The organism is Novosphingobium sp. SG707, from assembly GCF_012275515.1.
In the GTDB taxonomy this organism is placed as follows: Bacteria; Pseudomonadota; Alphaproteobacteria; order Sphingomonadales; family Sphingomonadaceae; genus Novosphingobium.
The window spans coordinates 1,134,338-1,148,172 of sequence record NZ_JAAZQL010000001.1 but is presented as its reverse complement, the minus strand read 5'-3'; the positions used below and the strand labels follow the sequence as shown (position 1 = coordinate 1,148,172).

The window sequence follows — 13,835 nt, the reverse complement described above, 5'->3', positions numbered from 1 at the left end:
GCCCCCTCTGCTACGAACGTCGATAAGAGGCTGTTTCGGCGGCCATAAGGGGATGCGCCCGCACCATGCGGCGGGGCGGGGGGAAAGGTCCAAGGCGCCGATGAATCTGGTCCATCAATCGCTGCGCCGTCCATGGACGGTGGTGGTCCTGGTTCTGGCCATGGCGCTGTCGGCCTTTTTCGGCCTGTCGCGTATGCCGCGCGATGTGTTCCCCAACCTCAACGTGCCGACCATCTATGTCGCCCAGCCCTATGGCGGGCTGGACCCCGCCCAGATGGAAGGGCTGGTCACCTATTATTACGAATATCACTTTCTTTACATCACTGGTCTTGAACATGTTGAATCGAAATCGATTCAGGGCGCCACGGTGCTCAAGCTGCAATTCCATCCCGGCACCGACATGTCGCAGGCCATGTCCGAGACGATCTCCTATGTGAACCGCGCCCGCGCCTTTATGCCGCCCGGGACCGTGCCGCCCTTTGCCATGCGCTTTGACGCGGGCAGCGTGCCGGTGGGCAATCTGGTGTTTTCCAGCGCGGCGCGGCCCGTGGGACAGATGCAGGATCTGGCGCTCAACACGATCCGGCCGATGTTTGCCACGTTGCCGGGCGTGTCCGCGCCGCCGCCCTTTGGCGGGGCGCCGCGCACGATTGTGCTCAACACCGATCCGGCCAAGCTGGCCTCGTATAATCTTTCGCTCGACGATGTGGTCAATGCCGTGGCCCGCTCGCAGGTGGTCAGCCCATCGGGCAATATCGCGCTGGACGGCAAATATCCCATCGTGCCGACCAATGCGATGGTGACGGATGCCAAGGAGCTGGAAAGCGTGCCGCTGCGCCCCGGTTCCTTCCCGGCCGTGCATGTGGGCGATGTGGCCAAGGTGGTCGATGGATCGGATATCGTCACCAGCTATGCGCTCTCGAACGGGCGGCGCACGGTCTATATTCCCGTCACCAAGCGGGCCGACGCTTCGACGCTGGCGGTGGTCGATGCGGTCAAGGCCAATCTGGGCAAGTTTCAGGCCGCGCTGCCCGAGGATGTGACGGTCAGCTATGAATTCGACCAGTCGGGCTTCGTCACCCGCGCGATGGCCAGCCTGACGCTGGAGGCGGCGCTGGGGGCCTTGCTGACGGGCGTGATGGTGCTGCTGTTTCTGCGCGATGGGCGCGCGGCGCTGGTGGTGGTGGTCAATATCCCGCTGGCGCTGCTGGCGGCCAGTCTGGCGCTGTGGCTGACCGGGGCGACGATCAATCTGATGAGCCTTGGCGGGCTGGCGCTGGCGGTGGGCATTCTGGTGGATATGTCCACCGTGACGATGGAAAATATCCATGTGCAACTGGCGCAGGGCAAGGCGCTGCCGCGCGCGGTGGCCGATTCCGGGCGCGAGGTGGCCGGGCCTCTGCTGATAGCGCTGCTCTGCGTGCTGTGCGTTTTCGTGCCGGCGCTGTTCATGCAGGGCGCGGCGCGGGCGCTGTTCCTGCCGATGACGCTGGCGGTGGGCTTTGCGATGATCGCCTCATGGCTGCTCGACCGCACGCTGGTGCCGGTGCTGGCGGTTTGGTGGCTGAAGCCCGAGGCGATTGGCCATGACGGGCCGGAGGAAGGGCTGCGGCGGCGCTATCAGGGGGCTAAGGAGCGGGTTGCGGGCCTGCCCGCCGGGCTGGTGGCCGGGGCCTATCTGGCTGTGGCGGCGCTGGTGGTGGGGCTGGGAGGGGCTTATCTTGGCGCCGATATTTTCCCGCAGGGGTCGGCGGGGCAATTGCAATTGCGCTTGCGCGCACCGGCGGGGACAAAACTCGATCTGACCGAGGATCTGACCAAGCGGGCGCTGGCCATCATCGCGCGCGATACGGGCGATGGCGTGGCGGCCAGTCTGGCGCTGGTGGGGATGCATGGGTCGGCCTATCCGATCAATTTCATCCACCAATGGAACGGCGGCACACATGAGGCGGTGCTTCAGGTTCAGCTCAAGGACCATGGCGATATGGCCGCGCTGCGCGACCGGCTGCGCGGTGATCTGGCGAAGGAATTGCCGCAGTTGCGCGTGTCCTTCGAACCGGCCGATATCGTCAGCCGCGTGATGAGCTTTGGCGCGCAGACCCCCATCGAGTTGGCCGTGCTGGGCAAATCGCTGGAGGACAATCGCGCCTATGCCGAAAAGATCCGCGCCGCCATGGGCCGGATTGAGGCCCTGCGCGATGTCCAGATCGCCCAGACGCTGGATTATCCGGCGGTCAAGGTGACGCTGGACCGGGGCCTTGCCGGGCTGGCCGGGGTGTCGGCGGACAATCTTACCCGCTCGCTCACGCCTTTCACCTCGTCGAGCCGCTTTACCCAGCCGGTCTATTGGGCGGCCAACACTGGCGTTTCCTATCAGGTGCAGGTGCAGGGCGCGCCCGCAAAACCGGCGACGATGGAGGATCTGCGCAATCTGCCGGTCAGTTCGGCCAGCGGCCATCCCATGCTTTTGCGCAATGTGGCGCAGGTGGCGCCGGGCACCGTTCCGGGCCAGTTCGACCGCTATAACGGCCAGCGGGTGGTCAGCGTGACCGCCAATTACGAACATGCCGCGCTGGGAACCGTGGCGGGGCAGGTGCAGGCCGCCGTTGACAGCCTTGGCCCGCCCCCAAAGGGCATCACCGTGATGCTGCGCGGTCAGGTCGAGCCTTTGCGCGATATTCTGGGCAATCTGCAGACCGGCCTGCTGGTGGCGGTTCTGGCGATCTTCCTGATGCTGCTGGCCTATTTCCAGTCGCCCGGTCTGGCGCTCTGCGCGCTGGCCAGCGTGCCTGCCGCGCTGGTGGGGGTGGTGCTGATGCTGGGGCTGACGGGCACGACGCTCAATCTGGAAAGCTATATGGGCGCGATCACGGCAACCGGCGTGGCGGTGGCCAATGCCATCCTCTTGGTAAGTTTCGCCGAAAAGGCGCGGATCGAAGGCATGGGCGCGATGGAGGCCGGATGGCATGGCGCATCGACCCGCCTGCGTCCCATCGTGATGACCAGCATGGCGATGGTGGCGGGCATGGCCCCGATGGCGCTGGGCCTTGGCGAGAGCGGGGCGCAGACCGCGCCGCTGGGCCGGGCGGTGGCGGGCGGAGTGATCACTGCCACGCTGGCCACGCTGTTCGTCCTGCCGGTGATCTTTGGCCTGCTGCGCGCCTCGGCCTCGCGCCATTCCCCTTCGCTCGATCCCGATGATCCGGCGGCTTCTTCTCATGCGTAAAGGTTTGCCGTCATGACGATGACTTCATCCAAGGCTCTGTCGATGGCCATGGGCGCGGGCGTGCTGATCGCCGGGGGCCTGTGGTGGCATGGGCAAAGCGCGCCAGCGGCAACCAGCGCGCCTGCGGCGGCCTCGGCGCTGGATGCCGTCCATCCCGCCCGCGCCGATATTGCCGCCAGTTTCGAGGCAGACGCCAGCATCGAGCCATGGCAGAGCGCCGACCTCTTCGCCAAGGTTTCGGGCTATGTGGCCGATATGCGGGTCGATATTGGCGACAAGGTGACCGCCGGACAGGTGCTGGCGACAATCCGCCTGCCTGAGGTCGCGCATGAACTGGCCGAGGACCGGGCGACTTTGGCCGCGCGCCGGGCCGAACTGTCGCTGCAACAGATCACGCAGAAGCGGCAGGAGGAACTCTATCGCGCCAAGGGCATCACCGATCAGGCGATGGACGAGGCAAAAGCGCACACCAGCATCGCCCATGCGCAGGCCGATCTGGCCGCCGCCACGCTGGCCAAGGCGCAGGCGGTTTCGGCCTATACGCGGATTGTCGCGCCCTTTGCCGGGGTGGTGACGCGGCGCATGGTCAACAATGGCGCCTTCATTCAGGCGGCCACCAATGGCCTGTCCTCGCCTTTGTTCACGGTGCAGCAGGTGGACCGGTTGCGCGTGATGGTGGCCGTGCCCGCCGCGCAGGCCGCCGCAGTGCGCAAGGGGCAGAGCGCGACGCTGAGCACGGGGAGCGACGATCCGGTCAAGGCCAGTGTCACCCGCACCGCAGGCAGCCTGGATCAGGCCACGCGCACGATGATGGCCGAAATCGACGTTCCGGGCGGTCGCTTGCTGGCGGGCGGTTTTACCCGCGCCCGGATTGAGACGGCGCGCCATACCGGTGTGCTGGGCCTGCCCAATGCGGCCATCGGCAAGGATGACAAGGGCAGTTTCGCGATGGCCGTCATCGGCGGCAAGGTCGCGCGCCGAGCGATCACCACCGGGATCACCGATGGCAAGCTGACCGAGATCACCGATGGGGTGGGCGCGGGCGATGTCATTCTGGCCAATGCCAAATCCGCGCCGCCGGTGGGCAATGCCGCGACGGTCAAGGTGGCGCCATGAAGCGGGCCGCGCTGGCGCTGATGCTGATCGCCGCGCCCGCCATGGCGCAGGAGCCTGCTTCCGGCGAACTGGCAAAGCTGGCGCGCGATGTGGTCAGCCTCGATCTGCCCCATGCGCTGCAACTGGCCCATGCGCGCAACCTCGATCTGGAGGAGGCCAAGGTGCGGGTGAAGCAGGGCAGCGGCGTGGTCAGCGGGGCCTTGGGCGCGGCCCTGCCGGGGATCGCGGTGGGGGTCGATGCGATGCGGTTGGACGGGGCCTTGCCGGGCGCGGGCGGCGCCTATCAGGTAGGCCGGTTTGAGCGCGTCAGCCCCTTTGCGCTGGCCAGCTGGATCATGCGGCCCGGACAGGTGGTGTTCGATATTCTGGCCGCGCGGCGCAATCTGTCCGCGCTGCGCCATGATGCCGAATTCACCGGCCGGCGGGTCGATCACGATATTGCGCAGGCCTTTTACGCGCTGGCTCTGGCGCAGGCGCATATTGCCGCCAGCACCGACCGGGTCGAGGAAAGCCGCGAGCTGTTGCGCCTGAGCGCGGCGCGCGAGGCATCGGGGCTGGGCCTTGCGCTGGACACGCAAATGGCGCGTGAAAGCGCGGCCCGCGCGGCGATGGATCAGATTACGGCGCTCAATGCCTATTATGCCGCCTCGCTGCGTCTGGCCGGGCTGCTTGATCTCGATCCGGCGGTGCTGCTGGTCCCCGCGCAGGGGGCCTTGCCCGAACCGGCATCGGCTGCGGAGCCTCCGCTGGACGCGCTGATCGCCACCGCGCTGGCCCGTCGCGCCGATCTGGCCGCGATCCGGCAGCAGGTGGGGGTGAGCGATGCCGCGGGCGCGGCAGCGATACTGGCTGCCGTGGGGCCGCAGGTTTCGGCCAGCGCGATCACCGCCGACCCCATCCCAACCGCCAAGGCCAGCGACACGATGTTCCGCCTGCCCAGCGCCAATGCCAGCCTGTCACTGACTCTTTCGGCCAGCTTGATCGGCAAGGCGCAGAGCGCGGCGGCCTCGCGCGCGCTGGCCCGGATCGCGGTACGGCGACGGCTGGAGGATTTGCGCAAGGAGGTTGCCTCGGCGCGGCAGGAGATGATCGCGGCGCAAAAGGCGATTCCGCTGGCCCGCGAAAGGCTGGTGGCCAGCCAGAGCGCGCTGGCGCTGGCCCGCGCAGGATTGCAGGCAGGCACCGCGATTCTGCATCCCGTGCTGATCGCGCAGGCCAATGTGCAGGAGGCTCGCTCGGCCTATGCCGACAATCTTGCCCGCTACTGGTCGGCCCGCAACGATCTGGATCTGGCCACGGGCGGGCGTTAGGCCCCGCCCGCCGTATAGCGCATGGCGACATCGCAGCGCGCATAGCGGGCGCCATAGCTGGCCATGATGTCGGCATCATGAGTAAAGCCCAGCTTTTCATAGAGATGGATCGCGGCCGCGCATTTGCGATTGGTCAGCAGATAGAGCGGTTCGGCCCCCATCTCGCCCGCGCGCGCAATCATGGCATCCAGCAGGAATTCCCCGGCTTTCAGGCCCCGCGCACTCTCGCGCACCCCCATCTTGGTCAGCTCAAAGCTCGACGCGCCGGTTTTTTGCAGCGCGCAGGCCCCCACCACGCCAAGGCCGGGCGCCTCGACAAACAGGATCGCGCCGCCTGGCTCGATGATCCGCGCGCGCGGGTTTTCCAGCACTTCGCGGTCGGTGGCCTCCAATGAGAACATCGCGGTGATCCATTGCGCGTTGATATCGTGGAAATCGCGGGCCAGATCGTCGCTGAATTCGCGCAGGCGCAAGCCGCCGGGGCGGGCGCGGGCGGCGCGCTCGGCAATTGAGGCTTCGTCCAGCGCGCGCTCGATGGCGGCGATCTGGGCCATGAAGCGGTCCTCAAATCCATCCAGCAATTCCTGCGCCGCCATGCCGATGCGGGGCCACAGATCGCTGGCGGCCTGATGCGCGGCGGCGCGTCCCGCCTCGGTCAATTCGACCAATCGGGTGCGCTGATCAGCGGCGGGCGCATCGGCAAGGATGCCCAGATTGCCCAACTGGCCCACGCTGCGCGTAACGCCGGGCTGGCTGATGCCGATGGTCTCGGCCAGTTGGCCAATCGTCATCGGCCCCGCGCGCAGCGCCGCCAGCACCGCCATATGGCCCGGCTGCAGCGGCATTCCGGCGTCGGCAATCGTGCTCATCGCGCCCGCCTGCATTCGTTCGGCCAGACGCTTGAGCCTGCTGCCCAGAAAGGCGGGCCCCATATCGGCAATTACATCGCGCATCGCATTCTCCATATCACGTTATATAACATGATATGGAATTGCAGTGCCTGTCAAGACCCTCCCCTATTGCAGCAATTTCGCCGCCGCCACCCGCCGGACCGCATCGGTCAGCGTCTTGAGCGCGGAAGCGTGGAGCCGCGTCACGGTCCAGTAGAGTTTGACCCGAAGCGGCGTGTCGGGCGTCAGTTCGACCAGCAGGCCCTGTTCGACGAGCGGACGCGAGATCATCGCCGGGTGCATGCCCCATGCCATCCCCGCCAGCGCAAAGTTGAGAAAACCATAGGTCGATGGCACCCAATGCATCGGCGCGTTCAGGGCCAGCCCATGGCTTTCGCGGGCCCATCGCGCCTGCAATCCATCGCGCCGCTCGAAACGCAGGCATGGTGCGCGCGACAGGCTTTCCCCGGTCACGCCATTGGGGAAATAGCGTGCGGCGAAATCGGGGTTGCAACAGGCCTGATATTCAAGACTGCCCAGTTCCACTGTCTTGCAGCCCTGCACCGCGCCCGGATCGGCCGATACCGCCGCCAACACCTCGCCCGAGCGCAGGCGGTTGGCGGTGACCTCCTCATCCTCGATCATGAAGTCGAGCAGATGGCCGGTGGCGCGGGCGAAATCGGCGGCTGCCTGCGGAAACCATGAGGCGATACTGTCGGAATTGACCGCGATGCGCAGCGTGACCGGCGCGTTCGTGGGCAGGGCCAGCGCAGGGGCCAGTTCAGCCTCCAGCAATTGCACCTGATCGACATGGGCGCACAGGCGATGGCCCAGCTCGGTCGCCACGCAAGGCTGGCCCCGCACGATCAGGATGCTGCCCAGCCGCTCCTCCAGCGCCCGAACCCTTTGCGAGACCGCCGATGGCGTGATGCCCAGCCTTTCGGCGGCGCGTTCGAAACTGCCTTCGCGGGCAACGCAGGCGACGGCGGCAAGGGCGGGGTAATCCAGCATGATGAAGTTTTACTTCATCCAGATTAGCAGAACAAGTTTTCCTGAATTGCAACGCTGCGTCATAGGACGCCCATGACAAACATCCTTCCCATCTTCCTCACCGGATTTGCCATGTCGGCGGCGCTCATCATGGCGATTGGCGCGCAAAACATGTTCGTCTTGCGACAAGGGCTCAAGCGCGAGCATGTCGGGTCGATCGTGCTGTTTTGCGCAGGCGCCGATGCGCTGCTGATTGCCGCAGGCGTAGGCGGGGTGGGGGCCTTGCTGGGCGCGATGCCGCAATGGACCATGGCGCTGACCATCGGCGGTGCGCTGTTTCTGGGCTGGTATGCGATAAAGGCGTTTGCGCGGATGATGACGCCTGAGGCCATGGCCGTGACCGCGCAAGACGGCGTCTCGCTGGGGCGGGCGCTGACGACGACGGCGGCGTTCACCTTTCTCAATCCGCATGTCTATCTCGACACGGTGCTGTTGATGGGGGCGGCGGGTTCGGCCCAGGCGCCCGCTTTGCGTCCGGTGTTCGTCGCCGGGGCTGCCAGCGCCAGCATCCTCTGGTTCGTCGGCCTTGGCTATGGCGCGCGGGTGCTGACCCCGCTGTTTGCCCGGCCTGCGGCGTGGCGCGTGCTGGATGGCATCGTGGGGGTGACGATGCTGACGCTGGCCGTCACTCTGGTCGGGAGGTTGGCGGCATGAGCGCCCTGCGTCACCTGTGGCGGCTGCTGGTCGTCACATCTGAAATCGCGGTGAGTCGGCGCTATGATGCGTTCTGGCGGGCGGATTAAACCCCGGCAAACAGCCGCGCATCCAGCTTCACGATCTCGCTGAGCCAGTCGATGGTGACGCGGATGCGCTGAAGCCCATGCGTGTCCTTATGCGTCACCAGCCAGAAGCTGCGGGTGATGCTGTGATCGGGCAGGACGCGCACCAACGAGGGATCGGCATCGCCGATAAAGCAGGGCAGCACCCCGACCCCGGCGTGGGCGGTCAGCATGATGTGCTGGGCCAGGATCGAGGTCGATCGCAGGGTTGCGGCCAGACTGGGATCGATATCGCTGAGATAATTGAGTTCGGGGGCATAGATCAGTTCGGGCACATAGCCGATCAACTGATGCCCCTGTCGCAGATCGGCGGGCGCCAGAATGGATTTGCGCCCCGCCAGATAGGTCGGGCTGGCATACATGCGCAGCGTGTAATTGGACAATTTGCGCGCGATCAGCGGCCCGGTCTTGGGGCGCGAAAGCAGCACGGCAATATCGGCCTCGCGCCGTGAGGGGCTGAGAAACCCGTTCGAGGCGACCAGATCGACGCTCAGCCCCGGATAGCGCGCGGCAAAATCCCCCAGATGCCGCGCGACGATCCAACTGCCAAAGCCTTCCGAAACGCTGATCCGCACGCTGCCGGTGGGGCCGGAGGGGGAATTGGCGCTTTCCAGTTCGCTGCTCGCCATGGCCATCTGTTCGACCACTGCCAGCAGCCTCTCGCCCGCCGGGGTCAGGATCTGTCCCTCGCGCGTCTGTTCGAACAGGGTGGCGCCCATCTGGCTTTCCAGACGGCGCAGGCGGCGGCCGATGGTGGTGGCGTCCATCCCCATCATGCGCCCTGCCCGCGCCAGTTGCCCCGTGCGCGCCACGGCCAGAAAGGCCTGAAAATCGCTCCAGTCGGTTGCCTGCATTTTTGCAGGTCTAACGGGCATTAATGTCTGTTGCCAGTCATTTTTGAGCCAATACAAGTGAAGGAAATCGAGAAACGGGAAGGATGCGAAAATGCGCTTTATCGACCATCTGATTGTTGGCGGTTCTGGTGGCGCTCCGGCGCGCAAGGCTCCGGTTTTCAACCCTTCGACAGGCGCGGTGCAGGCCGAGGTGGCGCTGGGCGATGCCGCCCTGCTCGACCGCGCCGTGGCCGCCGCGCAGGCCGCCCAGCCGGCATGGGCCGCCACCAACCCCCAGCGCCGCGCCCGCGTGATGTTTGAATTCAAACGGCTCGTTGAGGCCAATATGCAGGATCTGGCCGAACTCCTGGCCAGCGAGCATGGCAAGGTGGTGGCCGACGCCAAGGGTGATATTCAGCGCGGGCTGGAGGTGGTCGAATTTGCCTGCGGCATTCCCCATGCGCTCAAGGGTGAATATACCAATGGCGCCGGGCCGGGCATCGACGTCTATTCCATGCGCCAGCCCATCGGCATCGGCGCGGGCATCACGCCTTTCAACTTTCCCGCGATGATCCCGATGTGGATGTTCGGCGTGGCCATCGCCTGCGGCAATGCTTTTATCCTCAAGCCCAGCGAGCGCGATCCTTCGGTGTCGGTGCGCCTGTGCGAATTGATGCTGGAGGCTGGCGCGCCCGAGGGCATCCTGCAATGCGTGCATGGCGACAAGGAGATGGTGGACGCGATCCTCGACCACCCTGCCATCGGCGCGATCAGCTTTGTCGGGTCGTCCGACATCGCCAATTATGTTTACCAGCGCGGCGCGGCCAAGGGCAAGCGGGTGCAGGCGATGGGCGGGGCCAAGAACCACGGTATCATCATGCCCGATGCCGATATCGACCGGGCGGTGGGCGATCTGGTGGGCGCGGCCTTTGGCTCGGCGGGCGAACGCTGCATGGCGCTGCCGGTGGTGGTGCCGGTGGGCGAGGGGACGGCAGAGCGGCTGATCGAGAAACTGCTGCCCGAAATTGCCGGGCTCAATGTGGGGGCCAGCCTTGATGCCTCGGCCCATTACGGCCCCGTCGTCACTGCCCAGCACAAGGCCCGCATCGAGGATTGGATCGCCACCTGCGAGGCAGAAGGCGGCCAGATCCTTGTAGACGGCCGCAATTTCACGCCGCAGGCGCTGGAGGGCGGTTTCTATGTCGGGCCCACGCTGATCGACCATGTGACGCCCGACATGAGCAGCTATCACAACGAGATCTTCGGCCCGGTGCTGCAGATCGTGCGCGCGCCCGATTTCGAAACCGCGCTGTCCCTGCCCAGCCGCCATCAATATGGCAATGGCGTGGCGATCTTTACCCGCAACGGCCATGCCGCGCGCGAGTTTGCCGCGCGGGTCAATGTCGGCATGGTGGGCATCAATGTGCCGATCCCGGTGCCGGTGGCCTATCACACGTTTGGCGGATGGAAACGCAGCGCCTTTGGCGATACCAATCAGCATGGTATGGAGGGCGTCAAGTTCTGGACCAAAATCAAGACGATCACCGCCAGATGGCCCGACAGCACGCCCGATGGCGGCAATGCCTTCATCATCCCCACGATGGGCTGAAACAGGACATAGGATGCCATGACCGACGCCTTTACGCTTAACGAGGACCAGCGCTCGATACAGGAGGCCGCCGCCCGGTTCACCGCCTCCTCGATCACGCCCCATGCCGCCGGGTGGGACGAGGAGCACCATTTCCCCCGCGAGGTCATGAGCGCGGCGGGCGACATGGGCTTTGGCGCGATCTATGTGGGCGAGGAGAGCGGCGGCATCGGTCTGGGGCGGTTGGAGGCGGCGCTGGTGATCGAGGCGATGGCCTATGGCTGCCCAGCCACGGCGGCTTTCGTTTCGATCCACAATATGGCCGCATGGATGATCGACCGGTTTGGCGGTGATGCTTTAAAGGCGCGCTATCTGCCCGAACTGGTGGGGATGGACAAACTGGCCTCCTATTGCCTGACCGAGCCGGGCAGCGGATCGGATGCGGCGGCGTTGCGTACCACGGCGCGGCGTGATGGCGATCACTATGTGCTGAATGGCACCAAGCAGTTCATCTCGGGCGCGGGGGTGAATGACATCTATCTCATCATGGTCCGCACCGGCGAGGCCGGAGCGAAAGGCATCTCCTGCCTGCTGGTGGAAAAGGGCGCGCCGGGCCTGAGTTTTGGCGCGCCGGAGCGCAAACTGGGCTGGAACGCCTCGCCCACCGCGCAGGTGATCCTTGAGGATGTGCGCGTGCCGGTGGAAAACCGGCTGGGGGAGGAGGGCGACGGGTTCAAAATCGCCATGGCCGGGATCGACGGCGGGCGGGTCAATATCGGCGCCTGCTCGCTGGGCGGGGCGCAGCGCTGTATTGACGAGGCGGTGCGCTATACCAAGGAGCGCAAGCAATTCGGCAAGGCGATCGCTGATTTCCAGAATACCCAATTCGTGCTGGCCGATATGGCCACCGAGCTGGAGGCGGCGCGCGCGCTGCTCTATACCGCCGCGGGAAAGGTGACGCGCGGCGATGCCGACAAGACCGCCTTTGCCGCCATGGCCAAGCGTTTCGCCACCGATACCGGGTCGAGCGTGGTGGATCGCGCGTTGCAGATGTTTGGCGGCTACGGCTATCTGCGTGATTACCCCATCGAGCGTTTCTGGCGCGACTTGCGCGTTCATCGCATTCTGGAAGGGACCAACGAAATCATGCGCCTGATTATCGCGCGGGACCTGCTGAAATGAGCGAGGTTCTGGTCAGGGTCGAGGCGCGCGCGGGGGTGCTCTCGCTCAACCGCCCGCGCGCGATCCATGCGCTGACGCTGGACATGGTGCGGGCGATGACGGCCGCGTTGCTGGCATGGCGTGATGACCCGGCGGTGGGCGCGGTGATGATCGACCATGCGGTTGACCCTGCGGGCGACCCCAAATTGTCGCGCGGCTTTTGCGCCGGGGGCGATATCAACCTGTTGCGCCAATCGGCGCTGAGCGATAGCGGCGCAGCCGGGCGGCGGTTTTTCTATGAGGAATATCAGCTCAACCACCTGATCTTTGCCTATGGCAAGCCGGTAGTGGCCTTTATGGACGGCATCACCATGGGCGGCGGCGTGGGCATCAGCGGCCCGGCGCGTTGGCGCGTTGCCACGGAAAATACGAAACTTGCCATGCCTGAAAGCGGTATCGGCCTGTTTCCCGATGTGGGCGGGGGATGGTATCTTTCGCGCCTTAGCGGCAGGCTGGGGCAATATCTGGCGCTGACCGGGGCGCGGCTGGATGGAGCGGAATGCGTGTGGGCCGGATTGGCCACGCATTATCTGCCCGCGCAGAGCCTGCCCAAGGCCAAGGCGCGGATCATCGCTGGGGAGGCGCCCGAAGCGGTGCTCAATGCGCTGTCCATAGTGCCGCCTGCGCCTGCGCTGGCCGACCATGCCGCCGACATCGCCCGCCTGTTTGCCGGTGATCGGTTGGAGGATATTCTGGCCGCGCTGGAGGAGGATGGCGGCTCCTTCGCCGCCCGCACCCTGGCCACGATCCGCACCAAAAGCCCGACCACCTGCAAGGTTGCGTTGCGCCAATTGGCCACCAGCCTGACCCTGCCCGATTTCGCGGCCAATATGGCCATGGAATACCGGATCGGATCCCGCGTTTTGATGCTTCCCGATTTTGCCGAAGGGGTGCGCGCGGTGATCGTCGACAAGGATAATGCCCCCGCATGGAATCCGCCCCGTCCCGAGCAGGTGACCGAGGCGATGCTGGACGCTATCTTCGCCCCCTTGCCAGCGCATGAGGAATGGAAACCGCTATGAATTATGAAACAATTCTGGTCGAACAGCGCGGAGCGGTGACGCTCATCACGCTCAACCGGCCCAAGGCGCTCAATGCGCTCAATTCGCAGGTCTGCGCCGAACTGGTCGCCGCCTTTGCCGCCTTTGAGGCCGACGCTACGCAGGGCTGCGCGGTGCTGACGGGCAGCGGCGAGAAGGCCTTTGCCGCCGGGGCCGACATTAAGGAAATGGCCGAAAAGCCCGCCGCCGACTTCTTTCTTCAAGATTTCTTTGCAGATTGGCACGCCAAGCTGGTCAAGGCCACGCGCAAGCCGTGGATCGCGGCGGTCAATGGCTTTGCGCTGGGCGGCGGCTGCGAACTGGCGATGATGGCCGATTTCATTCTGGCCGCCGACACCGCCAAATTCGGCCAGCCCGAGATCAAGCTGGGCGTAGCCCCCGGCATGGGCGGATCACAGCGCCTGACCCGCGCGGTGGGCAAGGCCAAGGCGATGGAAATGTGCCTGACCGGGCGGATGATGGGCGCGGTTGAGGCCGAGAGCGCGGGGTTGGTCGCGCGCATCGTGCCGCTGGCCGATCTGCTCGACGATGCGCTGAAAACCGCGCAGACCATTGCCGAGATGCCCCGCATGGCGGCCATCGCCAACAAGGAAATGGTCAATGCCGCCTTTGAAACCACGCTGGATCAGGGCCTGCTCCACGAGCGCCGCCTGTTCCAGATCCTGACCGCCAGCGCCGACAAGGCCGAGGGCATGGCGGCCTTTGTCGAAAAACGCACTGCCCAATGGCAGGGTCGATAAAACCATAATATTCAAGGAGAG

General features: G+C 65.5%; 11 protein-coding genes. 8 read left to right on the top strand and 3 right to left on the bottom strand.

All coding sequences use genetic code 11. The features are described from left to right. Positions 1-100 precede the first annotated feature (100 nt). From FHW92_RS04635 to FHW92_RS04625, 3 genes are read left to right on the top strand one after another with little or no spacing between them, the layout of a single operon-like run. Complete coding sequence (locus FHW92_RS04635; protein WP_168602004.1) at positions 101-3,226, top strand: efflux RND transporter permease subunit; 3,126 nt, start codon at positions 101-103, stop codon at positions 3,224-3,226. A 12-nt stretch (positions 3,227-3,238) separates the two neighbouring features. Continuing rightward, positions 3,239-4,342, top strand: a complete 1,104-nt coding sequence (locus FHW92_RS04630) for an efflux RND transporter periplasmic adaptor subunit (protein WP_168602003.1) — start codon at positions 3,239-3,241, stop codon at positions 4,340-4,342. Continuing rightward, the gene (locus tag FHW92_RS04625) at positions 4,339-5,652 is read left to right on the top strand and encodes a TolC family protein (RefSeq protein ID WP_168602002.1); all 1,314 of its coding nucleotides are present in this window, start codon (positions 4,339-4,341) and stop codon (positions 5,650-5,652) included. Before FHW92_RS04630 ends, FHW92_RS04625 begins: the two co-directional genes overlap by 4 nt. Here FHW92_RS04625 and FHW92_RS04620 read toward each other — a convergent pair. After that, positions 5,649-6,605, bottom strand: a complete 957-nt coding sequence (locus FHW92_RS04620; RefSeq protein ID WP_168602001.1) for a GNAT family N-acetyltransferase — start codon at positions 6,603-6,605, stop codon at positions 5,649-5,651. The two genes, FHW92_RS04625 and FHW92_RS04620, sit on opposite strands and share 4 nt — an antisense overlap. Positions 6,606-6,668: 63 nt before the next feature. Continuing rightward, a complete protein-coding gene (locus FHW92_RS04615; RefSeq protein WP_168602000.1) occupies positions 6,669-7,553 on the bottom strand; it encodes a LysR family transcriptional regulator ArgP in 885 nt (294 codons plus the stop codon). 72 nt (positions 7,554-7,625) lie between these two features. Here FHW92_RS04615 and FHW92_RS04610 point away from each other — a divergent pair, with 72 nt between their 5' ends. After that, positions 7,626-8,246: a LysE family transporter gene (locus FHW92_RS04610; RefSeq protein WP_168601999.1), complete on the top strand. Its 621-nt coding sequence runs from the start codon at positions 7,626-7,628 to the stop codon at positions 8,244-8,246. A gap of 85 nt (positions 8,247-8,331) precedes the next feature. On the opposite strand, the gene FHW92_RS04605 is transcribed toward FHW92_RS04610, so the two are convergent. Then, complete coding sequence (locus FHW92_RS04605; RefSeq protein WP_168601998.1) at positions 8,332-9,225, bottom strand: LysR family transcriptional regulator; 894 nt, start codon at positions 9,223-9,225, stop codon at positions 8,332-8,334. A gap of 91 nt (positions 9,226-9,316) precedes the next feature. On the opposite strand from FHW92_RS04605, the gene FHW92_RS04600 reads away from it, so the two are divergent. Genes FHW92_RS04600 through FHW92_RS04585 form a run of 4 tightly spaced genes read left to right on the top strand, consistent with a single transcriptional unit; the run spans position 9,317 to position 13,814 of the window. Continuing rightward, positions 9,317-10,813: a CoA-acylating methylmalonate-semialdehyde dehydrogenase gene (locus tag FHW92_RS04600; RefSeq protein ID WP_168601997.1), complete on the top strand. Its 1,497-nt coding sequence runs from the start codon at positions 9,317-9,319 to the stop codon at positions 10,811-10,813. Between the two features lie 18 nt (positions 10,814-10,831). Then, positions 10,832-11,974 (top strand): acyl-CoA dehydrogenase family protein, encoded by a 1,143-nt coding sequence (locus tag FHW92_RS04595; RefSeq protein ID WP_168601996.1) that lies wholly within the window; start codon positions 10,832-10,834, stop codon positions 11,972-11,974. Continuing rightward, positions 11,971-13,035 carry an enoyl-CoA hydratase/isomerase family protein gene (locus tag FHW92_RS04590; RefSeq protein ID WP_168601995.1) on the top strand — a complete coding sequence of 355 codons (1,065 nt, stop codon included), beginning with the start codon at positions 11,971-11,973 and terminating at the stop codon, positions 13,033-13,035. Before FHW92_RS04595 ends, FHW92_RS04590 begins: the two co-directional genes overlap by 4 nt. Then, positions 13,032-13,814 carry an enoyl-CoA hydratase-related protein gene (locus FHW92_RS04585; protein WP_168601994.1) on the top strand — a complete coding sequence of 261 codons (783 nt, stop codon included), beginning with the start codon at positions 13,032-13,034 and terminating at the stop codon, positions 13,812-13,814. Before FHW92_RS04590 ends, FHW92_RS04585 begins: the two co-directional genes overlap by 4 nt. The last annotated feature ends 21 nt before the right edge of the window (positions 13,815-13,835 follow it).